At 73.4% G+C, this 26,178-nt stretch carries 24 protein-coding genes; 20 read left to right on the forward strand and 4 right to left on the reverse strand.

From position 1 onward, the window contains the following. Window positions 1-3 precede the first annotated feature (3 nt). Window positions 4-1,260 carry an ROK family protein gene (locus AB7J25_RS11980; protein WP_428508180.1) on the reverse strand — a complete coding sequence of 419 codons (1,257 nt, stop codon included), beginning with the start codon at window positions 1,258-1,260 and terminating at the stop codon, window positions 4-6. Between the two features lie 133 nt (window positions 1,261-1,393). Between AB7J25_RS11980 and AB7J25_RS11985 the strand changes: the two genes are divergently transcribed. The 11 genes from AB7J25_RS11985 (at window position 1,394) to AB7J25_RS12035 (ending at window position 14,092) form a co-directional block, all read left to right on the forward strand. Next, window positions 1,394-2,230 (forward strand): phosphoenolpyruvate hydrolase family protein, encoded by an 837-nt coding sequence (locus tag AB7J25_RS11985; protein ID WP_428508182.1) that lies wholly within the window; start codon window positions 1,394-1,396, stop codon window positions 2,228-2,230. A 15-nt stretch (window positions 2,231-2,245) separates the two neighbouring features. Further along, window positions 2,246-3,058, forward strand: a complete 813-nt coding sequence (locus tag AB7J25_RS11990) for an SDR family NAD(P)-dependent oxidoreductase (protein WP_428508183.1) — start codon at window positions 2,246-2,248, stop codon at window positions 3,056-3,058. A 20-nt stretch (window positions 3,059-3,078) separates the two neighbouring features. Next, a complete protein-coding gene (locus AB7J25_RS11995) occupies window positions 3,079-4,338 on the forward strand; it encodes a Tm-1-like ATP-binding domain-containing protein (RefSeq protein ID WP_428508184.1) in 1,260 nt (419 codons plus the stop codon). After that, window positions 4,335-5,348: a Gfo/Idh/MocA family protein gene (locus AB7J25_RS12000; protein ID WP_428508186.1), complete on the forward strand. Its 1,014-nt coding sequence runs from the start codon at window positions 4,335-4,337 to the stop codon at window positions 5,346-5,348. The genes AB7J25_RS11995 and AB7J25_RS12000 overlap by 4 nt, the downstream gene beginning before the upstream one ends. After that, entirely contained in the window at window positions 5,345-6,682 is a 1,338-nt protein-coding gene (locus AB7J25_RS12005) for an MFS transporter (protein WP_428508188.1), read from the forward strand. The genes AB7J25_RS12000 and AB7J25_RS12005 overlap by 4 nt, the downstream gene beginning before the upstream one ends. Before the next feature lie 38 nt (window positions 6,683-6,720). Next, entirely contained in the window at window positions 6,721-7,533 is an 813-nt protein-coding gene (locus AB7J25_RS12010) for a mycofactocin-coupled SDR family oxidoreductase (RefSeq protein WP_428508190.1), read from the forward strand. 102 nt (window positions 7,534-7,635) lie between these two features. Continuing rightward, window positions 7,636-9,069 (forward strand): aldehyde dehydrogenase family protein, encoded by a 1,434-nt coding sequence (locus AB7J25_RS12015; RefSeq protein WP_428508192.1) that lies wholly within the window; start codon window positions 7,636-7,638, stop codon window positions 9,067-9,069. Between the two features lie 64 nt (window positions 9,070-9,133). Continuing rightward, window positions 9,134-10,345 (forward strand): substrate-binding domain-containing protein, encoded by a 1,212-nt coding sequence (locus tag AB7J25_RS12020; RefSeq protein WP_428508194.1) that lies wholly within the window; start codon window positions 9,134-9,136, stop codon window positions 10,343-10,345. Then, on the forward strand, window positions 10,345-11,904 hold the full coding sequence (locus AB7J25_RS12025) for a sugar ABC transporter ATP-binding protein (protein WP_428508196.1): 1,560 nt from the start codon (window positions 10,345-10,347) through the stop codon (window positions 11,902-11,904). Before AB7J25_RS12020 ends, AB7J25_RS12025 begins: the two co-directional genes overlap by 1 nt. Before the next feature lies 1 nt (window position 11,905). Then, window positions 11,906-12,928 (forward strand): ABC transporter permease, encoded by a 1,023-nt coding sequence (locus tag AB7J25_RS12030; RefSeq protein ID WP_428508198.1) that lies wholly within the window; start codon window positions 11,906-11,908, stop codon window positions 12,926-12,928. A 24-nt stretch (window positions 12,929-12,952) separates the two neighbouring features. Beyond that, complete coding sequence (locus AB7J25_RS12035; RefSeq protein WP_428508200.1) at window positions 12,953-14,092, forward strand: CaiB/BaiF CoA transferase family protein; 1,140 nt, start codon at window positions 12,953-12,955, stop codon at window positions 14,090-14,092. Window positions 14,093-14,133: 41 nt separating this feature from the next. Here the strand turns inward: AB7J25_RS12035 and AB7J25_RS12040 are convergent, their stop codons facing one another. Further along, window positions 14,134-14,892, reverse strand: coding sequence for an HAD family hydrolase (locus tag AB7J25_RS12040; protein ID WP_428508202.1), 759 nt, complete (start codon window positions 14,890-14,892; stop codon window positions 14,134-14,136). Window positions 14,893-14,905: 13 nt separating this feature from the next. Then, window positions 14,906-15,910, reverse strand: coding sequence for a phosphotransferase (locus AB7J25_RS12045; RefSeq protein WP_428508204.1), 1,005 nt, complete (start codon window positions 15,908-15,910; stop codon window positions 14,906-14,908). Window positions 15,911-16,040: 130 nt separating this feature from the next. Between AB7J25_RS12045 and AB7J25_RS12050 the strand changes: the two genes are divergently transcribed. The 9 genes from AB7J25_RS12050 to nusB all read left to right on the forward strand — a co-directional run bounded on the left by AB7J25_RS12050 (window position 16,041) and on the right by nusB (window position 25,550). Continuing rightward, the gene (locus AB7J25_RS12050) at window positions 16,041-17,915 is read left to right on the forward strand and encodes an ABC transporter ATP-binding protein (RefSeq protein ID WP_428508206.1); all 1,875 of its coding nucleotides are present in this window, start codon (window positions 16,041-16,043) and stop codon (window positions 17,913-17,915) included. Window positions 17,916-19,171: 1,256 nt separating this feature from the next. Next, window positions 19,172-19,828, forward strand: a complete 657-nt coding sequence (locus tag AB7J25_RS12055) for a prepilin peptidase (protein ID WP_428508208.1) — start codon at window positions 19,172-19,174, stop codon at window positions 19,826-19,828. 31 nt (window positions 19,829-19,859) lie between these two features. Beyond that, window positions 19,860-21,032, forward strand: a complete 1,173-nt coding sequence (gene aroC, locus AB7J25_RS12060) for a chorismate synthase (protein WP_428508210.1) — start codon at window positions 19,860-19,862, stop codon at window positions 21,030-21,032. After that, window positions 21,029-21,688, forward strand: coding sequence for a shikimate kinase (locus tag AB7J25_RS12065; protein WP_428508212.1), 660 nt, complete (start codon window positions 21,029-21,031; stop codon window positions 21,686-21,688). Before aroC ends, AB7J25_RS12065 begins: the two co-directional genes overlap by 4 nt. 22 nt (window positions 21,689-21,710) lie before the next feature. Beyond that, complete coding sequence (gene aroB / locus AB7J25_RS12070) at window positions 21,711-22,805, forward strand: 3-dehydroquinate synthase (RefSeq protein WP_428508214.1); 1,095 nt, start codon at window positions 21,711-21,713, stop codon at window positions 22,803-22,805. Further along, a complete protein-coding gene (gene aroQ, locus AB7J25_RS12075) occupies window positions 22,802-23,263 on the forward strand; it encodes a type II 3-dehydroquinate dehydratase (RefSeq protein WP_428508216.1) in 462 nt (153 codons plus the stop codon). The genes aroB and aroQ overlap by 4 nt, the downstream gene beginning before the upstream one ends. Before the next feature lie 9 nt (window positions 23,264-23,272). Further along, window positions 23,273-24,379, forward strand: a complete 1,107-nt coding sequence (locus AB7J25_RS12080; RefSeq protein ID WP_428508218.1) for a M24 family metallopeptidase — start codon at window positions 23,273-23,275, stop codon at window positions 24,377-24,379. Between the two features lie 185 nt (window positions 24,380-24,564). Continuing rightward, the gene (gene efp, locus AB7J25_RS12085) at window positions 24,565-25,128 is read left to right on the forward strand and encodes an elongation factor P (RefSeq protein ID WP_428508220.1); all 564 of its coding nucleotides are present in this window, start codon (window positions 24,565-24,567) and stop codon (window positions 25,126-25,128) included. 2 nt (window positions 25,129-25,130) lie between these two features. Then, window positions 25,131-25,550: a transcription antitermination factor NusB gene (gene nusB, locus AB7J25_RS12090; protein ID WP_428508238.1), complete on the forward strand. Its 420-nt coding sequence runs from the start codon at window positions 25,131-25,133 to the stop codon at window positions 25,548-25,550. Between the two features lie 3 nt (window positions 25,551-25,553). Here the strand turns inward: nusB and AB7J25_RS12095 are convergent, their stop codons facing one another. After that, window positions 25,554-26,165 carry a TetR/AcrR family transcriptional regulator gene (locus AB7J25_RS12095; protein WP_428508222.1) on the reverse strand — a complete coding sequence of 204 codons (612 nt, stop codon included), beginning with the start codon at window positions 26,163-26,165 and terminating at the stop codon, window positions 25,554-25,556. Window positions 26,166-26,178: the final 13 nt, after the last annotated feature.

Raw genomic sequence — 26,178 nt, forward strand, 5'->3', positions numbered from 1 at the left:
GGCTCACGCCCCGGCGAGCTCGGTGAAGTACGTGTCGATCTGCTCGGGACTCAGGGTCTGTTCGACGACCGTGAGTGCCGCGCCGCGGATGCCGGCGTCGTCGCCGAGCCTCGACTGCTCGAGCGTGAGGATCCGCGCGGACGAGGGCAGTGCGTCGGAGTAGATCGCCTCGTGCATCCCCGCGAGGAACTGGTCGCCCGCGTCGACGAGGTAGCCCCACACGGACACGACGTCGGGGTTGATCAGGTTGATCGCGGCCGCGACCACGCGGCCGATCTGGACACCGGCGTCGCGGACGGCCTGGATCGCGTCGACGCTGCCCTGGTTGGCCAGCAGCGTGACGTCGCGGGCGGCGTGGGCGTCGTGTCCTTTGGCGCGCAGCTCGTCGGCGAGGACGGCGCCGCCGGCCACGGTGTTCAGGCATCCCCTGCTCCCGCAGGCGCACGGTCGCCGCGCCCCGGGCACCTTCGTGTGGCCGAGCTCGCCGAACAGGCCCCCCGCGCCCCGGACCACCCGGCCGTCGACGACGAGCCCGGCGGCGATGACCGTGCCGACCTTGAGGCACAGCAGCGACGTGGAGTCCGGCCAGGAGCTGCGGTGCTCGCCCAGCGCGAGGTAGTTGACGTCGCGGTCGGTGTACACCGGGCAGCCGAAGTGCTCGCGGAGCAGGGTCGTCATCTCCTCCGGGTGCCACGGTGACGCCGCGGCGCGGGCGCCGGTGCGCGCGACGATCTCGATGTCGCCGGGGACGCCGACGGCGATGCCGTGGATCCGCCGGTCCGCCGTGCCGCTCTCGCGCAGGCCCGCGTCGAACTGCTCCCGGAGCATCGTCGCGACCGCACGGGAGCCCTCGGCGACGTCGAGATGCACCTGGTTGATCCACAGCACCTCGCCGGCGAGGTCGGTGACGGCGGCGAACGTGCCGCTCATCCCGACCTGCGCGGCGAGGGTCACCCCTGCCTGCTGGTTGAACGACAGGACGCTGGCGGGCCTGCCGCGGCCCGCGGACGTCTCGCCGCTCGTGACGACGAGGCCGTGCTGCATCAGCAGGTCGAGGCGTTCGGTGACGGTCGAGCGGGCCACGCCCATCGAGGCGGCGAGCTCGGTGGTCGTGAGCGCCACACCGCGGCGCACCAGGTCCAGGACCTCGCCGGTCCGCGCGACGCGCGGCGACGTCGTCCTCGGGGCGGGCGTCGCGAGGGCGAGCCGGCCTGCGCGGCGCGGGCTCGGGCCGGACACATCCGGTACGCGGAGGTTCACGCGGCCCACTATACGTCGGCGCGCGCTGCTTCAGTAGCCGGTTGACATCGATGGCCGACGTCTTTACGTTGTTCATCGGCATAAATGAGTGGCGCCGGTCACGGCGCAGGTCCCAGCGAAGGTGGTCAGACCAATGGGGTTCGGAAGGGACGAGGTGCTGCGGCGACTGCGCGCTCAGGTGGCGGCCGGGCGGGCGATCGTCGGTGCCGGGGCGGGCACCGGGATCTCCGCGAAGTTCATCGAGCGCGGCGGCGCCGATCTGATCGTCATCTACAACTCGGGCCGCTTCCGGATGGCGGGCCACAGCTCCATGTGCGGCCTGCTCGCACTCGGCGACGCGAACCAGATCGTCATGGAGATGGGCGAGCGCGAGATCCTCCCGGTCGTCACCGACACCCCGGTCGTCGCGGGGATCAACGGCACCGATCCCACCCGCCGGATGCCGGCGCTGCTCGGCGCGGTCCGCGACGCCGGCTTCTCCGGCGTCAACAACTTCCCGACCGTGGGGCTCTTCGACGGCCGGATCCGCCAGGAGCTCGAGGCGTCCGGGCTCGGCTTCGAGCGCGAGGTCGAGATGATCCGGATCGCGCACGGGCTGGGCCTGTTCACGATCGTCTACGTGTTCACCCCGGAGGAGGCCAAGGCGATGGTCGCCGTCGGCGCCGACGTCGTGATCGCGCACATGGGGCTGACGGTCGGCGGCAGCAACGGCATGGACACCGAGGGTGCCTTCAGCCTGGACGACTCGTGCGCACGGGTCCGGGCCATCGCCGGGGCGGCACTGGGGGAGAACCCGGACGTGCTCGTGCTCTGCCATGGCGGCCCGATCGCGACCCCGGCCGACGCCGCGTACGTCATCGCACGCACCGACGCCGTCGGTTTCGTCGGAGCGTCGAGCATGGAGCGCCTCCCCGTCGAGGTCGCGCTCGCCGACACGACCGCCGAGTTCAAGAACATCCGGATCGCCTGAGCAGCGGAGGCCACGATGCAGATCCACCTGCAGGACACCTACGACTGGGCCGCCGTGGGGGAGAGCCTGTCCGGCACCGTCACCCTCGTCACGGGCGGGGCGCGCGGTACCGGACGGCTCGCGGCACTGAACCTGCTGCGGCTCGGCGGGCGCGTCGCCGTCGTCGACGTCGCCGCCGAGCGCGTCACCGAGGTGGCGCGCGAGTTCGACGAGGTGTTCCCGGACCGGTCGCTCGGCCTCGTCGGGGACTGCACCGACCGCGCCGACATGCAGCGCGTGGCGGCCGAGACCGCGGCCCGGTTCGGGTCGCTCACCCGCCTCGTCCACTGCGCGGGCGCCTACCGGGCACAGCGGCCCACGCTGGACGTCGACCCCGACGAGTGGGACCTCATCGTCGACTCCAACCTCAAGGGCGCCTTCCTCGCCTACCAGGCCGTCGTCCCGCACATGCAGCGGGCGGGCGGCGGCGCGATCGTCGCCCTCTCCTCCCTGGCGGGACGGACGTCGAGCCCGTTCCTCGGGTGCCACTACTCGGCGGCCAAGGCCGGCGTGCTGGGGCTGACCCGCCACATCGCCAAGGAGTTCGGCCCGGACAACATCCGGGCCAACTCGATCTGCCCCGGCGGGATCGTCGGCGACCGCATGAACGACCTGCTCACCGAGCTGCACCGCGAGCAGGACCTGGTGGAGCTCGCCAAGCAGACCCCGCTCGGGCGCAACGTCCACGAGCAGGACGTGGTCGGCGCGATCCTCTTCCTGCTCTCGGACCTGTCCCGGTTCGTCACCGGGACGACGCTCGACGTCAACGGCGGAATCCTCACCATCTGACCTGATCGGAGCCGGGAGCAATGGCTGCCACCGTCGCGCTGCTCGCCGCCCTCGACACGAAGGCGGACGACGCGGCTTTCCTCCGGGCCCGGCTGCGGGCGCACGGCCACGACGTCACGGTGATCGACGTCGGCGTGCTGGGCGCGCCCGGGCTCGACCCCGACATCGACCGTTCGACGGTCGCCGCGCGCGGCGGCGTCGAGCTCGCGCAGCTGCGGGAGCGCCGCGACCGCTCGACCGCCGTGGCCACGATGGCCGCCGGCGCGGCCGCCGTCGTCGCCGAGCTCGTCGGCGCGGGCCGGGCGGACGCCGTGCTGGCCATCGGCGGCGGCGCCGGGACGACCATCGGCTCCGCCGCGATGCGGGCCCTGCCCCTCGGCCTGCCCAAGGTCATCCTGACGACGGTCTCGTCCGGCGACACCGCGGGCTACGTCGGCACCTCGGACATCGTGCTCTTCCCGTCGCTGGTCGATGTCGCCGGGATCAACCGGATCAGCGCCGTCACCTACGCCCGCGCGGCCGACGCGCTGTCGGGGATGGTGAGCGGTGCCCGCGACGGCGGGCAGCAGGTCCCGGACCGCCCGCTCGTCGCGGCGACGATGTTCGGGGTCACCACCGCCTGTGTGATGCGGGCCAAGGAGCGCCTCGAGGCGGCCGGGTGCGAGGTCCTCGTGTTCCACGCGACCGGGACAGGCGGTCGCACGATGGAGCGGCTGGTCGCCGAGGGTCTCGTCGACGCGGTCCTGGACCTCACCACGACCGAGTGGGCCGACGAGATCGTCGGCGGGATCCTCGGCGCAGGCCCCCACCGGCTGGAGGCGGCGGCCCGCGCCGGGATCCCGCAGGTCGTCTCCCTCGGCGCGACGGACATGGCCAACTTCGGCCCGCCGGCATCCGTCCCGCGCGAGTACGCGGACCGGGTGCTCTACCGGCACAACGCGGAGAACACGCTCCTGCGGGTCGACGCCCACGAGGCCGGGCGCATCGGGCGGGCCATCGCCGGGAAGCTCAACGCCGCCACGGGCCCGGCCACCGTCCTGATCCCCACCCGGGGCGTCTCCGCCCTCGACGTCGACGGCGGCCCGTTCGACGACCCCGAGGCCCGCGCGGCCCTCGCCGCCGCGCTGCTCGCCGACCTCGACCCCGACGTCGTCCGGGTCGAGGAGCTCGACCTGCACCTCAACGACCCCGAGTTCGCCGACCTCGCCGCATCCCGCGTGCTCGCCCAGATCGAGGAGAAGACCATGCTGCCCCGCCACACGACCGGAGCGGCGCGATGACCGCGGGCGAGCTGCGGGTCGCGCTCGTCGGACCCGGCCGGATCGCCACCGCCCACCTCGAGGCCATCGCCGCGGCCGCCGACCTCGCCACCCTCGTCTCGGTGGCCGGGCTGCCGCACGAGCGCGCCCGCACCGAGGAGCTGGCCACCCGCTACGGCGCCGAGCGGGCCGACCACGACGCCGCCGCGGTGCTCGACGCCGACGACATCGACGCCGTCGTGCTGACCGTGCCCAACCACGTCCACGCGACCCTCGCGGCTCCCCTGCTCGCGAGCGGCAAGCACCTGCTCGTCGAGAAGCCGCTGGCCACCACCGTCGCGGACATCGATCTGATGATCGACGCCGCCGAGCGGCACGACCGGATCCTCATGGCCGCGCAGTGCCGGCGGTTCTTCCGTGGCGCGCAGGTCGCGAAGGAGCGGCTCGTCGAGCTCGGTGGCCCGGTCAGCCTCGTCCAGCTGCTCGGCGTCTACGCCGACGGTCTCGCCACGGACTGGTGGCGCTCCGCCGCCGACGTCGGCGGGCTCGCCCTCGGGCTGAACGGCCCGCACGTGGTCGACACGATGCTCTGGCTGGTCGGTGCGCCGCCGACCCGCGTCTATGCGCGGACCCGCCGGCTGCGCGAGCACTGGGAGGGCGAGGACGAGGCCGTCGTCGTCGTCGACTTCGCCGACGGCAGTCTCGGTACGGGCTACCTGTCGTTGAACGCCCGCCAGCCGTTCAACGACCGGTGGATCCACGGGCCGGCCGGGAGCATGCGCCTTGCCGACGACCGCAACCTCTGGATCGGTGGCGAGCCGGTCGTGCAGGAGGAGGTGCGGCCGTACCTGCACGGCGACCCGTCGTTCGAGCGGCAGTTCCGCGAGTTCGCCGACGCCGTGATCACCAAGCGCGAGCCGCAGGCGTCCGCGCGGGAGGTCCGGCCCGTGACGGCCGTCCTGGAGGCGGCGCTTGCCTCCCAGCGGACCGGTGGGCCGGTGGAGCTGCGGTCCGAGGAGGCGACGGCGTGACCGTCGAGGACAGCACCCGCCAGGTCCCGGTCGCGACCCCGCACGGGCTGCGCCGGATCGTCACCGCCAGCGCGGCCGGGATGACGCTCGAGGCCTACGACTTCCTGCTCTACGGCGCGGCCGCCGCGCTGGTGTTCAACCACCTCTTCTTCCCCAGCGAGGACCCCCTGATCGGCACGATGCTCGCGTTCCTCAGCTACGCGCTGGGCTTCTTCGCCCGGCCCCTCGGCGGGATCGTCTTCGGCCACTTCGGCGATCGCATCGGGCGCAAGCCGCTGCTCATCGTGAGCCTCGTCCTCATGGGGGTCGCGACCTTCGCGATCGGCCTCCTCCCGACCTACGCGAGCATCGGCGCCTGGGCGGCCGTCCTGCTGTGCCTGCTCCGGTTGATCCAGGGCTTCGCGCTGGGCGGGGAGTGGGGCGGGGCGATGCTGCTGGTCGCAGAGCACGTCCCGGGCCGCCGCCGCGGCGCCTGGACAGCGGTCGCCGAGGCGGGCATCCCGTTGGGCAACCTGATGGCGACCGGGGTCCTCGCGCTGCTCGCCCTGCTGCTCACCGACGAGGCGTTCCTCAGCTGGGGCTGGCGGATCCCGTTCCTGCTCTCGGCAGTGCTGCTGGTCGTCGGCTTCTGGGTGCGCCGCAGGGTCGAGGACGCGCCGCTGTTCCTCGCCGCCCGGCAGGAGGCACCGGAGTCCCGCGCGCTGCCGGTGCTGGAGGTGCTGCAGCGCTTCCCGCGCCAGGTGCTGATCTGCTCGGCCGCCCGGCTGACCGAGAACATCGTCTACTACGTCGTCACCGCCTTCGTGATCGTCTACGTCGTCGAGCACAACGGCGGGGACAAGGCGGTGGTGCTCTCGGCCCTGGTCGTCGCCAACCTGGTGCAGATCGCCGCGACGCCCGCCTTCGGCGCGCTGTCCGACCGGCTCGGCCGTCGCCCGGTGCTGCTGCTCGGCGCCGTCGGCACCGCCGGGTGGGCGTACGCGTTCTTCGCGCTGCTGGACACCCGCGACACCGTCTGGATCGCCGTCGCGATGATCGGCGGGCTCGTCTTCCACTCGGCGCTCTACGGACCTCAGGCGGCCTTCTTCGCCGAGCAGTTCGACACGCGGGTCCGCTACAGCGGCATGTCGCTGTCCGCGCAGCTGCCCACGCTCGTCGGCGGCTCGATCGCGCCCTTCGTCGCGACGGCGCTGCTCGTGGCGTTCGGCACCGGCACTGCAGTCGCCACGTACGTCGCGATCGCGGCCGTCGTGACGACGGTGGCCGTCGCACTCGCCCGCGAGACCCATCTGCGGGACCTCTCCCGTCCCTTCGCGGCTGACGCCGCCCGCTGACCGGACCGGTATCCGACCATCGAGGTGAGGACCAGATCATGACCGGACGACTCGAAGGCAAGGTCGCGCTCGTCTCGGGCGCCGCCCGCGGCCAGGGCCGATCGCACGCCGTGCGGCTGGCCGAGGAGGGCGCCGACATCGTCGCCTTCGACGCCTGCCGCCAGCTCGACACCGTCGAGTACCCGCTGAGCACCCCGGAGGACCTGAAGGAGACGGTCCGGCTGGTCGAGCAGCTCGACCGGCGGGTCCTCGCCACCGAGGCCGACGTGCGGGACTCGGACGCGGTCGGGGCGCTGGTCGCCGAGGCCGTCGACCGCTTCGGCCGGCTCGACGTCGTCTGCGCGAACGCGGCCGTCACGGGCTTCGTCGACGACACCTGGTCGATCACCGACGAGCAGTGGGACCAGATGATCGGGATCAACCTGACCGGCGTGTTCCGGACGGTGCGCGCCGCGGCCCCGGCGATGATCGAGGCGGGCAACGGCGGCTCGATCGTCATCACCAGTTCGAGCGCTGGCACCAAGGGGATGGTGAACCTCGGCCACTACTGCGCCGCGAAGCACGGGGTCGTCGGGCTGATGCGCACGCTCGCCAACGAGCTCGCACCCCACTGGATCCGCGTGAACAGCCTGCACCCCACGGGGGTGAACACGCCGTTCATCAACAACGACCACATCCGCGGGTTCATCGAGGCCAACCCCTCCTGGGCGGCCAACATGCAGAACGCGCTGCCGGTCGACCAGGTGGAGCCCGTCGACATCTCGAACGCCGTCGTCTGGCTCGCCTCCGACGAGGCCCGCTACGTCACGGGCGTCTCGCTGCCGATCGACGCGGGCTTCGCCCAGCGCTGACGGGCCCTCGCGGCCCGGCACGCCGGTACAGCCATGTCCCTATTACGTCGATTTCTGCCTGAAAGACGTCGAATGTCGATCTATATAGAGGGAAGGAAGCGCATGGATGTCCCGCACGCGGACGAGCTGTTCATCGGGAGCCGATGGGTCGCGCCCCGGTCGACGGAGCGCGCCGACGTGGTGTCGCCGTTCACCGCCGAGGTGGTCACGACGCTCCCGCGCCCGGTCGTCGCCGATGCCGAGATCGCGGTCACCGAGGCCGCAGCCGCCTTCGACGGCTGGCACGGGCTGCCGTTCGAGGAGCGGCACGCCGTCGTCGGCCGGTTCTGCGCCGCGCTCGACAAGCGGGTCGACGAGATCAGCAGGCTCTGGGCGCTCGAGGCCGGCATGCCGCTGCGCAACGGCACGGAGCTGACCGCCGCCGCCTCCACGTTCTGGAACCGGGCACTGGCGCAGTCCCTGACCGCGCCGTGGGTCGAGGTGCGGCGCACCGACCTGGGTGACGTCGAGGTCCGGCACGAGGCGATCGGTCCCACGGTCGGGATCGTGGCCTTCAACGGGCCGCACATGCAGTTCGCGCTCGCCATCGTCCCGGCGCTGCTCGCGGGCAACACGATGATCGTCAAGCTGCCTCCGGAGAACCGGCTGCTCGGCTACCTGTTCGCCGACGCGGCCGACGCCGCGGGCTTTCCCGCCGGCGTGCTGAGCATCCTCGCGGGGGACGCCGACGTCAGCCGGTACCTGGTCGAGCACCCGGCGATCGACGCGGTGCACTTCACGGGCGGCACCGAGGTCGGGACCTCGGTGATGCACGCCTGCGCCGACCGCGTCGCGAACGTCGTGCTCGAGCTGGGCGGCAAGTCCGCGGCGATCGTCGCCGCGGACGCCGACCTGTCCCTGACCGTCCCGGCGCTCGTGGACGCCATGGCGATGTACAGCGGGCAGATCTGCGTCGCGATGACCCGGATCCTCGTCGCCCGCGAGATCCACGACGAGGTCGTCGCGCGGCTGGTCGCAGGGCTGCGGGCACTGAGGATCGGGGACCCGGCAGATCCCGCGACGCAGTGGGGGCCGCTGGCCGCCGAGCGGTTCCGCGAACGCGCCGAAGGCTACGTCGAGCGCGCGCGGCGAGCCGGCGCGACCGTCGTCCACGGGGGTGGGCGCCCGGCCGGGTTCGGCGGCTACTTCCTCGAACCGACCCTGCTCACCGGCGTGACCAACGACATGGAGGTGGCCCGCAACGAGATCTTCGGGCCCGTGTTCTGCGTCATCGCGTTCGACACGATCGACGAGGCGGTCGCCCTCGCCAACGACTCCCGCTATGGGCTCTCCGGATCCGTGTTCACCACCAGCGCCGAGACGGGCCTCTCCGTCGCGCGCAGGGTGCGCTCCGGCGTGTTCGTCATCAACGCCACCTTCCCCTGCCTGGCCGCGCCGTTCGGCGGCATGAAGCAGTCCGGGTTCGGCCGCGAAGGCGGCCCCGAAGGCCTCTTTGCCCTGACCCAGATGAAGGCCGTGACGCTGCCCGCCGCCTGACGGCCCGCCGCCCGCGGCAGTGACCCCCTCTTCGATCCCTCTTCGATGACGAGTGAGGTACGACATGAGCGAGACCCGCAAGCCCGGTTCTGCCCGCAGTTCTGCCCGGTCCCTCCGCAGCGCGGCGCCCGGCCTGCTCGCCGCCTTGCTGCTCGCGGCAGGCCTCACCGCCTGCTCGCAGGGGGCGGGTGGTGGCGCGGCCGCAGCGACCTGCGATCCGACCCCCTACGACGCGGCGATCTCGGCCTACGCCGGAGGCGGCGTGCTCGCCAAGGGGCCCTACGGTGAGACGTCGCCCGACTGGACGTCGATCGCACTCTCCGACGACGAGATCGCGAAGGTCAGGGCGATGGGCGCGACGGCGGCCGTCGTCATGCACTTCTCCGGGGACAGCTGGAGCAACGCCCAGGTCGCCGGCATACGGTCGGAGCTCGACAAGCTCGGGATCCGCATCGTCGCGCAGACCGACGCCCAGGCCGACCCGGCCAAGCAGTTCTCCGACGTCGAGACCGCGCTCGCGGCCGGTCCGGACGTGATGCTCTCGATCCCGTCTCTGGACCCCACCGCGCTCGCGCCCGCGTTCCGCAAGGCCGCCGACCAGGACGTCAAGCTCGTCTTCCTGGAGAACCCGGCCAAGGACTTCCGGCCCGGCACCGACTACGTGTCCGTCGTGGCCACGGACAACTACGGCGCGGGCGTGATCAACGCCCACCAGATGGCCCGCAGCCTCTGCGGATCCGGCGCCGTCGGCGTCATCCGCCACGCGGCGCAGGCGCCGACCAACGTCCTGCGGGCGCAGGGCTTCACCGAGACCCTCACCGCGGAGTACCCCGCCATCACCGTCGCCGAGGACAAGGGCCTGCTCGGTCCCGACTGGAAGGGTGAGGGCAGCTCCACCGTCAACGCCTGGCTGACCAAGCATCCGGACCTCGCCGGCGTCTGGTGCTGGTTCGACGCCCCGTGCGAGGGCGCGATCGACGCCGCGCGGTCCTCCGGCCGCGCCGGCCTGGCGGTCACCACCGTCGACCTCGGCAACAACGTGGCCATCGACATGGCACGGCGCGAGTACGTCACGGGCATCGCGGCGGCCCAGCCCTACCAGCAGGGCGTCGTCGAGGCCCGCCTCGCCGCGTACGGCCTGCTCGGCAAGCAGGCGCCGCCCTTCGTCGCGCTCCCGGCGCTGCCCGTCGATGCGGACAACCTGCTCGACTCGTGGACCACCGTCTACCAGGCCGATCCGCCCGCGGACCTGACCACGGCGATGGGCCCGGGCTGATGCGGTCCGGGCCGGGCGCACCAGCGCCCCTGGCCGTCGAGATGCGCGGCATCCGCAAGTCGTTCGGCAAGGTCGAGGTGCTGCGCGGCGTCGACCTGGACGTCCGCCGCGGCGAGGTGCACGCCCTCCTCGGCGGCAACGGCGCCGGCAAGTCGACGCTGATGAAGATCCTGCGGGGGGTCCACCAGCCGGACGGCGGCGAGATCGTCCTGGACGGCGCCGCGGTGCGGCTGCGGACGCCGTCCGACGCCACGGCGGCCGGGATCGGCATGGTCTTCCAGGAGTTCAGCCTCGTGCCGACGATGACGGTCGCGCAGAACGTCTTCCTGGGCCGCGAGCCCCGCCGGTGGGGTGTGATCGACGACCGCCGCCTCGTCCGCGACACCGCCGACGTGCTGGACCGCATGGGCGTGCGGCTCGACCCGCGGGCGACCGTCGGGTCCCTGCCGGTCGGGTACCGGCAGCTGACGGAGATCGCCAAGGCGCTGAGCCAGCTGGCGCGCACGCTGATCCTCGACGAGCCGACCGCGAGCCTGCCCTACAGCGAGGTGGAGCGGCTCTTCGAGCTGGTGGAACGCCTGGTCGAGCTGGACATGGCGATCGTCTACATCAGCCACCGGATGGCGGAGATCGCGCGCGTCGCCGACCGGATGAGCGTCATCCGGGAGGGCAGGCGCGTCCTGTCCGACGACGTGTCGGCGGTCCCGCCCCGGCAGGTCGCGGAGGCGATCGTCGGGCGGGAGATCCTGCACCTCGCCGATCGGGACGCCGGCCGGGGTGCCGGCCGCCCGGACCGTGCCGTGCGACCTCACCGGGACACCCCGGCGCTGTCGGTACGTGGCCTGTGCGCGGGGGACCGGCTCGCGGACGTCTCCTTCGACCTCCGCCGCGGCGAGGTGCTCGGCCTCGCCGGCCTCATCGGCAGCGGCCGGACCGAGCTGGCCCGGTGCCTGTTCGGCGTGGACCGCGTCGATGCCGGGACGATCGAGCTGGACGGGACGCCGTTTCGTCCCGCCGATCCGTGCGCGGCCATCGCCGCCGGGCTCGTACTGCTGCCGGAGTCGCGTCAGCAGCAGGGGCTCGTCCTGCAGCACACGGTCGACCGGAACATCCTGCTGCCGAGCCTGCGCAGGCTCGGCCGGGGACCCTTCGTCGACGACGGTCGCGGGCGTTCGGTGTGCGAGGCGCTGATCGCGGCTCTCGACATCCGGGGGGTGCACCGCGCACAGCCGGTCGGCCGGCTCTCCGGGGGCAACCAGCAGAAGGTCGCGCTCGCGAAGTGGCTGGCCCTGCGCGAGAGCGGGCCGGCGCCGAGGGTGCTGATCCTCGACGAGCCGACCGTCGGGGTCGACATCGCCACCAAGACCGACATCATGCACCTGATCATGGATCTCGCCGAGGCGGGCACCGCGGTCCTCGTGATCTCCTCCGAGCTCGAGGAACTGCTGGCGGTCGCCGACCGCGTGCTCGTCCTGCGGTCCGGCCGCGTCACCGCGGACCTGCCCCGCCGTGACATCGCCGACGAGGAATCGCTGCAGCTCGCCGTCCAAGGAGCCTGACATGTCCCTGCGCGACAGCACGATCTCCGGCCGGACGACCGGCCCGGAGCCCGGGACGGACCCGTCCCCGGGGGACGGCGCCGCCGCCGGGTCGTGGACCGCGCGGTTCGACTGGCGCGAGCACGCGATCTACATCGGCTTCGTCGTGGTCTTCCTCCTGTTCGCCGTCACCCTCGGCGACGACGGGTTCCTCACCGCGACGAACCTGCTCAACATCGTCCGGCAGACCGCGGTGATCGCGGTCATGGCGGTCGCGGTCACCTTCGTGATCGCCGCGGCGCAGATCGACCTGTCCGTCGGGTCGGTGGCGGGGCTCTCGAGCGTCGTCACGGCGCTGACGCTGTCCGCGACCGGCGACGTCGTGCTCGGCGTCCTCGCCGGCATCGGGGTCGGTCTGTGCGTGGGGGTGGTCAACGGCGGGCTGGTCGCCTACGCGGGCATCCCGTCGTTCCTCGTGACCCTCGCGATGCTCGGCATCGCCGCGGGCATCGCCCAGTGGATCTCCGGCTTCCAGCCCGTCCCGATCCTCGACCGCACCTTCACCACCTACTTCGGCTCCGGGGACTTCGGCCCGATCCCGTCGCTTCTCGTCTGGGCTGCGGTCTTCGTCGTCGGCGGCGTGGTCGTGATGAACAAGACGGCGTTCGGCCGCCAGGTCCTCGCCACGGGCGGCAACGCGGTGGCCGCGGCATTCAGCGGGGTCCGGGTCAGGCGCGTCACCTTCGCGGTGCTCGTGATCTCCGCGGTGGTCGCGAGCATTGCCGGGATGCTGTACGCGGGGCGACTCCAGTCCGGCCGCTTCCAGTGGGGGACCGGGGACGAGCTCTCGGTGATCGCGGCGGTCGTCCTGGGTGGGACGAGCCTGTTCGGCGGGACCGGCCGGATCGTCGGCTCGGTCGTGGGCGCCGTGTTCGTCGGATTGATCAACAACGGCTTGATCCTGGCCGGTCTCGACGTCAGCCAGCAGATCATCATCCAGGGCGTGATCATCATCATCGCCGTGGCGCTCACCCGGCAGCGGTAGCGTGCCGCCTGGCAGGATCGCCGCATGCCCGCGCTTCCGCTCGACGGGATCGTCGTCGTGTCGTGCGAGCAGGCGGTGGCGGCGCCGTTCGCCACCCGCCAGCTCGCCGACCTCGGCGCTCGGGTGATCAAGGTGGAGCGCCCCGACGGGGGCGACTTCGCCCGCGGCTACGACGAGGCAGTCAAGGGGTTGTCGAGCCACTTCGTGTGGCTGAACCGCTCCAAGGAGAGCCTCGCGCTGGACCTCAAGGCCGACCGGGGCGCGGTGATGGGGCCGCTGCTGGAACGGGCCGACGTCTTCGTGCAGAACTTCGCACCGGGGGCCGCCGAGCGGCTCGGGCTGGGCCACGAGGCGCTGCGGGAACGCCATCCGCGGCTGATCACCTGCTCGATCTCGGGCTACGGCCCGTCCGGCCCGTACCGCGACGCCAAGGCCTACGACCTGCTCATCCAGTCCGAGGCGGGGCTCGTCGCCGTCACCGGCACCCCGGAGGCCCCCGCCAAGGCGGGGATCCCGGCGGCGGACATCGGGGCGGGCATGTACGCGTTCTCCGCGGTCCTCGCGGCCCTCTACGACCGCGAGCGGACGGGCGCGGGGACGCACCTGGAGATCAGCCTGTTCGACGCGCTGGTCGAGTGGATGGGCTTCCCGCTCTACTACACCGGCTACGGCGGCACCCCGCCCCCGCGCACCGGGACGAGCCACTCCGCGATCGCCCCCTACGGCACCTTCACCGCGGGCGACGGCACCGAGGTCGTGCTCGCGATCCAGAACGAGCGCGAGTGGGCGGCGTTCTGCTCGGGCGTGCTGGAGCGGCCGCAGGTGACGACGGACCCCCGCTTCGACACCGGCGCCCACCGGGTGGCGAACCGGCCCGCCCTGCACGCCGTGATCGGCGCGGTGCTGGACGGGCTGACCGGCGAGGAGCTCCTGGGGCGGCTCGCCGCCGCGGGGATCGCGCACGGCCGCCGCCGGGAGGTCGCCGAGGTGCTCGAGCACCCCCAGCTGGCCGGCCGGTGGACGACCGCGGGCTCACCCGCGGGGGAGCTGCGGGCGCTGCCGCCGCCGATCGGGTTCCCCGGCAGGCCTGCCCGGATGGACCCGGTGCCCGCCCTCGGGGAGCACACGGACGCGATCCTCGGCTGGCTGGCCGCCCCGGGGTGACCGTCGAGAACGACCTTACGCAGCCCCGAACGCCTTGTTGATCAGCACAACGTCGTTCTCGACGGGGCCAGCCCCAGCAGGTCCAGCAGCTCGCGGTGGTCGTCGATCACGTGGTCGGGCACGGTGTCCCCCCAGGTGTCCCGCCCCTGACCGGAGCGCAACAGCACCGCCCGCATCCCGGCCGACTGGGCCCCGTGCACGTCGCGGTACATGTCGTTGCCCACGTAGAGCGCGTGCTCGGGCGCCACCTCCAGCTCGGCCAGCGCGAGCCGGAAGAGCCGCCCGTCCGGCTTGCGGAACCCGTGGTCGCCGGACACGACGATCGGGTCGAAGAGCTCCAGCAGGCCCACGTGCTGCAGCTCGGCCCGCGCCCAGGCGCTCTGCGCGTCGGTGACGACGGCCAGCGGGAACCGCGCGGCCAGCTCGTCGAGCACCTCGCGCACCCCCGGGTAGAGCCGCAGCCGGCGCCGGGACACGCCCCGGTAGGTCTCGGCCAGCAGCAACGGCAGCTGCGCCCGCTTTCCGGCGGGCAGCGACCGGGTGTAGTCCGTGGCGTGCTCGTCGACGATCCGGGCCCAGATCGCGACGGCGTCGAACTCGGGATGCTCCTCCCCGCTCGCGGCCCGTTGCTGGTCGAGGTAGGCGTGGTAGAGGTCGCGCACCCGCCCGCGGCGCACGTCGATGCCCTGGTAGGTCAGCAGGTGCCCGACCGCGCGGTGGACGGCCTCGTCGTGCTCGTCGGTGAGGATGTCGACGAGCGTGCCGTTGACGTCGAAGACGATCGCGCGGATGTCGTCCATGGGCCCCGTTCGGTCAGGGTGTGCGCAGGAGTTCCTTGGCCTGCGCGACCAGTCTGGCGCGGTACGGCGGATCGACGTAGTCGTTGCGCGCGATCCGCAGCAGGTTCGCCGCCATGTGGAACGGGACGCGCGCGGTGACGGACGCGAACGCGGCCTCCCGGTGGGGGAAGTGGCAGCAGTACTCCCACAGGAAGTGGCCGATGAATGGCTCGGCGCCCTCCCGGCGGCCGGTGGCACGCAGGAACGCGTGCTGCAGCTCACCCGCGACCCGCCCCACGTCGAACACGCGGTCCCCGCGGCGCATCCGCTCCAGGTCGATGGCGCCGACGTCGAGCCCGTCGCCGAAGAGGAAGTTGGCCGGGGTGGCGTCACCGTGCAGCCACACCTGCCGGTCGGTCCACATCCGCGGACGCAGGCTCCACAGCTGCCCCAGCCACCCGATCTCGTCGACGTCCCAGGCGCCGAGGCGGCCCGCCGACCGCAGGGCGTCGAGGAGGCGGTCGAGGTAGCCGAGGTCGGTGCCGAAGTCGACGTGGGCGCCGTTCGCGGTGCGGTTGTGCTGGGTGGCCAGGTAGAAGGCCAGCGAGGTGAGCCTGCGGTACAGGTGGTCGTGCTCGCCGCGCAGCGCCCGGGCGATCGCGCTGCAGAGCGACTCACCGCCGTAGTACTCGAGCACGAGCACGCAGTTGATGTCGCGCTCCAGCCCCAGCGGCCGCACGACGTGGTGCGGCGATCCGACCAGGTGGTAGCGGCGCAGCGTCTCGTAGCTCGCGAACTCCTTGCCGGCCTTCGACGCGGCCCGGTCGCGGTCCCACCCGAAACGGCGGCCGAAGAACTTGCCGACCAGGCGCGTGCCGCTGGCGCGCTCCTCGTAGCCGTAGACCTCGTTGCTGCCGCGCATCCGGAACGCGCGGAACCCGGCCGGGTGCTCGACGCCGAGCCGCTCGACCACGATCCGCGACAGCAGCCCGTGCAGCGGGTCCTGGCGCGAGACCCTGCCGACGTAGTGCCCGTCCAACCGTCCTCCGAACGACCGAGACGGCCATTGAACCGGACGTCGCCGTGCCGACGTCGGCGGTTCACCGGGAGTTCACAGCTGCGCCACGCCATCGACGCGTGCGCCGGCCCGGCTGCCTACGCTCGGCGCCATGGACGATCGGCTCGGGCGCCGCGTGTGGGCGCTGTTCACCCCCTACCGCACCACACTCGTGGTGATCGTCGTGGCGGTCTTGGCGAGCAGCGGCCTCGGCATCATCACGCCGTTCCTCACCCAGGCCGCGTTCGACCGGGCGCTCTTCCCCGTGGACGGCTCGCCGGTCGACCTGCAGCTCCTGTGCTGGCTGGTGGCCGGGATGGTGGTGATACCGATCGTCGCGTCGCTGATCGGGGTGTTCCAGACCTGGCAGACGACGCTGCTCGGCAACCGCGTGATGGCCGACCTGCGCGGGCGGCTGTTCGAGCACCTCCAGCGCATGGACCTGTCGTTCTTCACCGCCACCCGCACCGGCGCGATCCAGTCCCGGCTCGCGAACGACGTCGGCGGGGTGCAGTCGGTGCTCTCGGAGACGGCGAGCTCGATCCTCGGCAACGTCGTCACGGTGGCGGCGGCGCTCGTGGCGATGCTGCTGCTGTCCTGGCAGCTCACCCTCGTCGCAGTCGTGCTGATGCCGGTGTTCGTGCTGCTCCAGACCCGGGTCGGCCGGGTGCGCCAGCGCATCGCCGGGCGCACCCAGGAGTCGCTCTCGGACATGACGGCGATCACCGAGGAGTCGCTGTCCGTCTCGGGCGTGCTGCTCGCGAAGGTGTTCAACCGGCAGGCCTACGAGATCGAGCGCTACCGCGCCGAGAACGCCCGCCAGGTCGGGCTGCAGGTGCGCCAGGCGATGACGGGGCAGTCCTTCTTCGCCGTCGTCATGACGTTCATGAACGTCACCCCGGCCCTGGTGTACCTGGTCGCGGGGTTCCTCATCGCGGCGGGCACCGGCGTGAGCGCGGGCACGATCGTCGCGTTCACGACGCTGCAGGGCCGGCTGATCTTCCCGACCGTCAACCTGCTGCGGGTCGGGCTGGACGTCCAGACCTCGCTCGCGCTGTTCCGGCGGATCTTCGAGTATCTCGACCTGAAGCCGCGGATCGTGGACGCCCCGGACGCGCGGGTGCTGCCGTCGAGCCCCGAGCCGGGGCGCGTGGAGCTCGACGGGGTGTGGTTCGCGTACCCGTCCGACTCCGGGGGAGAGCCCGCGTGGGCGGTGCGGGACGTGTCGTTCGTCGTCGAGCCGGGGCAGCTCGCGGCGATCGTCGGCCCGAGCGGGTCGGGCAAGACCACCCTGTCCTACCTCGTCCCGCGCCTCTACGACGTGGACCGGGGGCGCGTGCTCATCGACGGACAGGACGTCCGCGAACTCACCCAGGCGTCGGTGGCCGACGCCATCGGGATGGTCACGCAGGACACCTACATGCTGCACGCGACGATCGCGGACAACCTCCGCTACGCCAAGCCGGACGCCACCGACGCCGAGCTGGAGGCGGCCGCCCGGGCGGCCAACATCCACGACCGCATCCTGAGCTTCGCCGAGGGCTACGACACCGTCGTCGGGGAGCGCGGCTACCGGCTCTCCGGCGGGGAGAAGCAACGCCTGGCGATCGCGCGGGTGCTGCTCTCCGACCCGCGGATCCTCATCCTCGACGAAGCCACCAGCGCCCTGGACACGACCAGCGAGCGCCTGGTCCAGGAGGCCCTGGAGAACGCGACCAGCCGCCGTACCACGATCGCCATCGCGCACCGGCTGTCCACCGTCCTCGGCGCCGACGTGATCCTCGCCGTCGACGAGGGCCGGATCGTGGAGCGCGGCACGCACGCCGAGCTGCTCGCCCGCGGGGGCCTCTACGCGCGGCTCTACACCGAGCAGTTCGCGGGTGGCGCCGTCGAGGCGCGGTGCGCGGACGGTGTGCTGTTCCGCGACGGGTCCACCGTCTGCGACCAGCACCGGCGGGCGGGGGCGGTGCCGGCACCGGTGGCGTGACGGGGGCGGTGGTTGTCGCGTTCGGCGCGAGCCGGGGCGGGTGGCGGCGGCGCGGCCGGTGTGCGGGCCGCGGCGGCACGGGCCGCCGGGCGCGGTGTCGCTGGGGCCCTGGCGCCGCCGCGGGCTTTCGGGTGTTGCCACGGGCTCTCTGGTGCCACTGGCTTCCTGCTGCCGCGGGCTCTCTGGTGTCGCCGCCGGGCCGCCTGCCGTCGGGCTGTCGCGGGCAGCCCGGCGTCGGGCCACCCCGGTGCAGTGTCGCCGCGGGCCCCTTGGCGCCCGCGTGCCGCCTGCCGTCGGGCTGACGCGGGCCGCCCGCCCGCCGCCGCCTGCCGCGGGCCCTGAGCGGGGCGTTCCGCCCGCCGCCGTCGCGTTCCGCCCGTCGAGCCGCCCGGTGCGGTCGCCGCGGAGCCCTTGGCGCCGCCGCGTGCCCTGAGCGCGGTGTTCCGCCCGGCGCCGTCGCGTGCCGCCTGCCTCGGCGTGCTCCGCCCGCCGCCGTGTGCCGCGGTCCTGAGCCTTGCGCGCCGGCGCCTGCCGCCGCGGGCCCTGAGCGCCGCCTCGCAGGGCTCGAACACGCCTCGCAGATACTGCGGCTCCTGCGAGGCGTGTCCGTTCTCTGCGAGGCGCGGCGCGGGGGTCTGCGAGGCGCGGTGTAGGCGTGTGTGGGGTGCGATCCCGGCGGTGGCGACGACCGTTCGTCCGGCGGGCTGCCGCCGCGCGGGCCGGTGGCGGCTTCGCAGGGTTCGCGTGCGCCTCGCAGAGGCTGCGGCCCCTGCGAGGCGTGCCCGTTCTCTGCGAGGCGCGGCGCGGGGGTCTGCGAGGCGCGGTGTAGGCGTGTGTGGGGTGCGATCCCGGTGGTGGCGACGACCGTTCGTCCGGCGGGCTGCCGCCGCGCGGGCCGGTGGCGGCTTCGCAGGGTTCGCGTGCGCCTCGCAGAGGCTGCGGCCCCTGCGAGGCGTGCCCGTTCTCTGCGAGGCGGGCGCAGCTCCTGCGACGGCGTGCACCAGACCTGCGAGGCGGGCGTGACTCTGCGAGGCGGGCGCGACCCCGCAAGGCGGGCGCGACCTCTGTAAGGCGGGCGCAACCCCTGCGAGGCGCGGCGTGTGCGAGCCCGACGCCGATGACGACCCCGCCCCGGACGCCGCGCGACCCCCTGCAAGGACGCCCCCCGCCAGCCGGTTATCCACCTCGCGCCGGGTTGTCCACAGCTCGCGAAACGGGTCTGGCGTCCCCGCCCCGCCCGCTCCCATGATCGAGCCATGATGATCGTGACGGTGACCGCGACCGCGGCCTTCACGGTGGCCGGGGCCCTCGCGGGCGCCGCTGCCCGGCGGCTCGTGGGGCACTTGCCCAGGGGTGCGCCGGTCAAGCCGCCGGGATGCGAGCTGGCCGTCGCCGTGCTCTGGGGAGGAGCTGGCGGGTTGTGGGTGGGCGGTGCGCTGCCCGGGATCTGGCTGCCGGCGTTGCTCGGGCTGGGCTGGCTCGCCGCCGCGCTCGGCGCGGTCGACCTCGTCAGAAGGCGGCTGCCGGACGCGCTCACGCTCCCCGCGCTTCCGGCCGCGCTGCTGCTCGTCCTCCCGCTCGGGGGCGCCGCGGTGCTGCGCGGCCTCGCCGGAGCGGGCCTCGCCGTGGGCGCGCACGCCGCGGTCCGGTGGTGCGCGCCCCGGGCGATCGGGGGCGGGGACGTCAAGCTCGCCGGGCCGTTGGGCGCCGTGCTGGCCGCAGGTTCGCTCGCCGCCCTCGTCCCGGCGGCGGTGCTGGCGGCCGCGCTGACCGCCGTGCTCGGCTCGCTCGCGGCGATCTCCGGGCGGGCCCGCCGCGACGGCGGCGTCCCCCACGGACCGTCGATGCTGCTCGCGGCGTGGGTGGTGACGCTCGGCACAGCGCTGGGCGGCGCGGGCCCGGGTCTAGGCTGATCGGCCGGGAGCGGGTGGAAGGAAGGTCGTCGTGTTGCGCTGGATCACCGCCGGGGAGTCGCACGGCCCGGCCCTGGTGGCCGTCCTCGAGGGCATGGTCGCCGGGGTGGAGATCACCACGAAGGAGCTGGCCGCCGAGCTGGCCCGCCGCCGTCTCGGCTACGGACGGGGTGCGCGGATGAAGTTCGAGGCGGACGAGCTGGAGGTCATCGGCGGGGTCCGGCACGGGCGCACCCAGGGTGGACCGGTGGCCGTCCGGATCGGCAACACGGAGTGGCCCAAGTGGGAGACGGTGATGGCGGCCGATCCGGTCGACCCCGCGCTGATCGAGAACCGCGCCCGCAACGCCCCGCTCACACGCCCGCGTCCCGGCCATGCCGATCTCGCCGGCATGACGAAGTACGGGTTCGACGACGCCCGCCCCGTGCTCGAGCGGGCGAGCGCCAGGGAGACCGCCGCTCGGGTGGTCCTCGGCACCGTCGCGAAGGCGTTCCTCGCCCAGGCGTTGGGCGTGTCCGTGCTCTCCCACGTGGTCTCGTTGGGTGCGGCGGAGGCCCCGGAGGACGAGCTGCCGGGCCCGGGCGACCTGGATCGCGTCGACGCGAGCCCGGTCCGCGCGTACTCGGACGCCGCCACCGCGGCGATGGTGGCCGAGGTGGACGCTGCGCAGTCCGACGGCGACACGCTCGGCGGTGTCGTCGAGGTGATCGCCTACGGGTTGCCGGTGGGGTTGGGCTCGTACGTGCAGTCGGACCGGCGCCTGGACGCGCGGCTCGCGGGGGCGCTGATGGGCATCCAGGCGATGAAGGGTGTGGAGATCGGCGACGGGTTCCGCACGGCCCGGCGTCGCGGCAGCGCCGCACACGACGAGATGGTCCCCGGCGAGGACGGGGTCGAACGCCTGTCGAACCGCGCGGGCGGCATCGAGGGCGGCATGACCAACGGCGAGCCCGTCCGCGTGCGGGTGGCGATGAAGCCGATCTCCACCGTCCCTCGCGCCCTGCGCACCGTGGACGTCGCCACCGGGGGGCCGGCGCAGGCCATCCACCAGCGCTCGGACGTGTGTGCGGTGCCCGCGGCGGGCGTCGTCGCCGAGGCGATGGTCGCCCTCGTCCTGGCCCAAGCCGCGCTGGAGAAGTTCGGCGGAGACTCGCTGGCCGAGACGCGCCGCAACCTCACGGCGTACCGGGACGCCACGCGATGACCGCTGGGAAACGCCCGCGCCTGGTCCTCGTCGGGCCACCGGGCGCGGGGAAGACCACGGTCGGGAAGGTGGTGGCACGTCGGCTCGGGCTGGAGTTCACCGACGTCGACGCGCTGATCGTGGAGCGGGCGGGCAAGCCGATCTCGGACATCTTCACGCAGGACGGCGAGCCGGCGTTCCGCGCGCTGGAGCGCGAGGTCGTCGCGGAGGCCCTCGGCACGACGAGCGGTGTGCTCGCGCTCGGCGGCGGGTCGGTGCTGGCGGCGGAGACCCGGGAGCGGCTGCGGGGCCACGAGGTCGTCTACCTGACGGTCGGGCTGGCGGACGGGCTGCGCCGCACCGGCATTTCGACGGCCCGGCCGCTGCTCGTGGGCGTCAACCCGCGAGCGACGTTCCGGGCGTTGCTGGAGGCCCGCACACCGCTCTACCGCGAGGTCGCGACGATCGAGATCGACACGGTGCGTCGCAACACCAACCAGGTCGCCCGCGCCGTCCTGGAGGCGCTGGGCGCGGCAGACCCGGAGGCGCCCCGCTCCGCGGAGGACGACCTTCCCGGCGAGGCCGACGTGCCGCCGGAGGAGGGCGAGCCGATCGAGATCACGACGACGGCCGGTCCGGCGCACGGTGGGCGCCCCGCGGGGTCGGCGGGCCTGTGATCGGCCTCTACAGTCGGCGACCATGAGCACACCGGTGACGGTCGAGGTGGCGGCGGAGCGGCCGTACGAGGTGGTGATCGGGCGGGGCGTGCGCGAGCGGCTCACCGACACGGTGACCCGCACGGGGGCGCGCACGGCGTTGCTGGTGCACCAGCCGGTGCTCGCGGACGCCGTCGAGGAGGCGCGGCTCGCGCTGGAGTCTGCGGGCGTCGAGGCGCACCGCATCGAGGTTCCCGATGCCGAAGAAGGCAAGTCTCTCGCGGTCGCGGGGTTCTGCTGGGAGGTGTGCGGCACCGCCGGGCTGGGCCGCGGGGACGTGATCGTCGGGTTCGGCGGGGGCGCGGTCACCGATCTCGCCGGGTTCGTCGCCGCCACCTGGATGCGGGGCGTGCGGGTGGTGCACGTGCCCACCACGCTGCTCGGGATGGTGGACGCCGCCGTCGGCGGCAAGACCGGCATCAACACCGCGGCGGGCAAGAACCTCGTGGGCGCGTTCTACGAGCCGTCCGCGGTGCTGGTCGATCTCGCCACACTGGACACGCTGCCCGGCCCGGAGCTGGTCGCGGGGATGGCCGAGGTCGTGAAGGTGGGGTTCATCGCCGATCCGGTGATCATCGACCTCGTCGAGGCGGGGCCGGCGGCGGCGCTGGATCCGGCGGGGGAGGTGCTGCCGGAGCTGGTGCGCCGAGCGATCCAGGTGAAGGCGGACGTCGTGTCCGCCGACCTGCGGGAGTCGCACCTGCGGGAGGTCCTCAACTACGGGCACACCCTCGGCCACGCGATCGAGCGCCGCGAGGAGTACCGCTGGCGGCACGGTGCTGCGGTGAGCGTCGGGCTGGTCTTCGCCGCCGAGCTGGCGCGGGTCGCGGGGCGGCTGGACGACACCACCGCGGACCGCCACCGGGCCGTGCTGGAGTCACTCGGGCTGCCCGTCTCCTACGAGGCGGGTGCACTGGACGAGCTCGTGGAGGCGATGCACGGGGACAAGAAGGCGCGCTCGGGCAAGCTGCGGTTCGTCGTACTGGACGGTCTGGCGAAGCCGGCGCGGCTGGAGGCGCCGGAGCCGGAGCTGCTGGAGCGCGCGTACGCCGCGGTCGGCACGAGAGGTACGGCGTGAGCCGGGCCGTCCTCGTCCTCAACGGGCCGAACCTGGGCAGGCTCGGCAAGCGGGAGCCGACGATGTACGGCTTCGGTACCTATGCCGAGCTGGTCGAGCGGTGCGAACGCACAGGCGCGGAGCTGGGCCTCGCGGTCGAGGTGCGCCAGACCGACCACGAGGGCGAGCTGATCGGCTGGCTGCACACCGCGGCGGACGACGGCGTGCCCGTGGTGCTCAACGCCGGCGCGTGGACGCACACCTCGGTGGCGGTGCGCGACGCGTGCGCGCAGCTCACCGCGCCGCTGCTGGAGGTGCACATCAGCAACGTGCACAAGCGTGAGGAGTTCCGCCACCACTCCTACATCAGCGGCGTCGCGGACGGGGTGCTCGTCGGTCTGGGGCTGCGCGGCTACGAGCTCGCTCTGCGCTTCATCGCCGACGAGTTGCCCGATGAGAAGGTGCCGCCCCCGTCCTAGGCTCGGGGCATGCCCCCCAGTGCAGCCCACCGGGCCCGACGCGACGCCCTGCGCGCCCTGCTCGCCGATCCGGGCGAGGTGGACGCGCTGCTTGTCACGGACCTGGTGAACGTCCGCTACCTCACCGGGTTCACGGGCTCGAACGCCTGCCTGCTGGTCGCGTCGGACGGCCGGGACGTGTTCTGCACGGACGGCAGGTACACGCTCCAGGCGGCGGCCGAGGCACCGGACCTGCCGGCCGTGATCGATCGCGCGGGTGCCAGGACGCTCGTGACGACGGCGGCGGGGCGGGGTGTCGGGCGGCTGGGCTTCGAGTCGGACGCGGTGACGGTCGACGCCCACTCTGAGCTGGTCGACGAGCTCGCCCGCGCGGGTGGGTCGACGGCGCTGCACCGGGCGCCCGGCCTCGTGCAGCGCCTGCGCGAGGTGAAGGACGCCGACGAGGTCGCCACGCTCCGTCGCGCCTGTGCGGTCGCGGACGAGGCGTTCGCCGACCTGGTCGCCGCGGACGGCGTGCGGCCCGGGCGCACCGAGCGGGACGTGGCGCTGGACCTGGAGGCCCGGATGCGCGCCCTGGGTGCCACCGCCCCGGCGTTCGAGTCGATCGTGGCGGCGGGTGCGAACGCCGCGATCCCGCACCACCGGCCGTCGGGGGCCCCGCTGCGCCGTGGTGACCTCGTCACCCTCGACTTCGGTGCCCTCGTCGAGGGCTACCACTCCGACATGACCCGCACGGTCGTGCTCGGCCCAGCGGCGGCGTGGCAGCGGGAGCTGTACGCGCTGGTCGCGGCGGCGCAGGTGGCCGGGTGCGCGGCCCTGCGGCCCGGCGCCGACGTCGTCGCGGTGGACGCGGCCGCGCGCGACGTCGTGGTCGCGGCGGGGGAGGGTGAGAACTTCCCGCACGGGCTGGGGCACGGGGTCGGCCTGCGCATCCACGAGGCGCCGGGCCTCGGGCCCGCGGGCTCGGGCACGCTGGCCGCGGGCATGACCGTGACCGTCGAGCCCGGGGTGTACCTGGAGGGCCGCGGCGGCGTCCGGATCGAGGACACGCTGCTCGTGACGGGCGGGACGGCCGAGGCGCTGAGCCGGACGACGCGGGAGCTGCTGGAACTGTGAGTGGGCCCCGAGGGAGCCGGAGGCTGCGGCCGGGGCCGCCTCGGCCGCCGGGGCGCCGGGGTGGACCGGTATCCTGGGCTGCAGCACGGCGGTGCCGCCTGATCGGCCGCCGCCCTCCGGCCGAACCCCAGGCGCGCTCCCGGCACGGGCCCGCGCCCGCACTCTCGACACCAGGAGATCCACGCGTGGCGACCACGAACGACCTGAAGAACGGTCTGGTGCTCAACCTCGACGGCCAGCTGTGGTCGGTCACGGAGTTCCAGCACGTCAAGCCCGGGAAGGGTGGCGCCTTCGTGCGCACGACCCTCAAGAACGTGCTCACCGGCAAGGTCGTGGACAAGACGTTCAACGCCGGCACGAAGGTCGACACGGCCACCGTCGACCGCCGCGACATGACGTTCCTCTACCGGGACGGCACGGACTTCGTCTTCATGGACGGCGACACCTACGACCAGATCCCGGTCCCGGAGGCCACGGTCGGCGGCGCGGCGGACTACCTGCTGGAGAACCAGGTCGCGATGGTGGCCTCCCACGAGGGCGTGCCGCTCTACGTCGAGCTGCCCGCCTCCGTCGAGCTGGTGATCAGCCACACGGACCCGGGCCTGCAGGGCGACCGCTCCACCGGCGGGACCAAGCCCGCCACGCTGGAGACAGGCGCGGAGATCCAGGTGCCGCTGTTCGTCGAGACGGGCACGAAGGTCAAGGTGGACACCCGCGACGGTCGCTACCTGGGCCGCGTGTCGGGCTGATGATCAGGGCGCGCACGAGGGCACGCAAGCGCGCGCTGGACATCCTCTTCGAGTCCGAGGCGCGCGGCGAGGATCCGCTCGCGGTGCTCACCCAGCGTCGCGAGACCGACGACGCGCCGCCCGTCTCGGACTACGCCGCACTCCTCGTCGAGGGGGTGGTGGCCCATCAGACGCGCATCGACCAGCTGCTCGCGGAGCACTCCGAGGGCTGGACGGTGGCGCGGATGCCGGCGGTCGATCGCATGCTGCTGCGGATCGGGGTGTTCGAGCTGCTGTGGGTGGACGAGATCGACGACCCGGTGGCGATCACCGAGGCCGTGGAGCTGGCCCGCACGCTGTCCACGGACGACTCGCCGCGGTTCCTCAACGGCGTGCTCGGCGGGATCGCCGACATCGCGGACCAGCTGCGCGCCGCCCGCTGACGGTCATCGCAGCAGGCTCGTCGCGAGCCCGGTGAGCGCCTCGACGGTGGCGTCGAACGACAGCTCGCCGTGGGTGCGCAGCTCCACGAACGACTCCACGCTCGTGATCATGTGCAGCGCGGCGGTGGCCGCGTGCGGGGCGAGGCCGGCGCGCAGCTCCTCCGCCGCGTCGAGCCTCGCCACGAGGCCTTCGAGCGACGTGCGCTGATCGGCGCGCTGGTCGTCGACGAGCGCCACCGCGCCGGGCTCCAGCTCCGTGACGGCCTTGAGCGTGAGCAGGATGTGTCCCTGCCGCTCCCAGAGCACGCACGAGGCCCGCACCACGGCCGTGACGGCGGTGCGCGGCTCGTCGACGACGATCGCCTCGCGGATGCCGCGCATCTCCGGCCCGCCCGAGCAGCGGGTGGCGAGGGCCTCGAGGACGCCCAGCTTGGAGCCGAAGCGCCCGAACACGGTCGCGCGGGCCACCCCGGCGCGGCGGGCGAGCTCGGCGACGCTCGCCCGGTGGAACTCGCCCTCGCCGATCATCTCCTCGGCGGCGTCCAGGACGCGTTGCTCCGTGGCTCTCGATCCGGCGTTCGGCGCGCCGGGGCGGACGTAGGGGCGGACGGCCATGGCCCCGACCCTA

The organism is Pseudonocardia sp. (assembly GCF_050246655.1).
Classification (GTDB): Bacteria; Actinomycetota; Actinomycetes; order Mycobacteriales; family Pseudonocardiaceae; genus Pseudonocardia.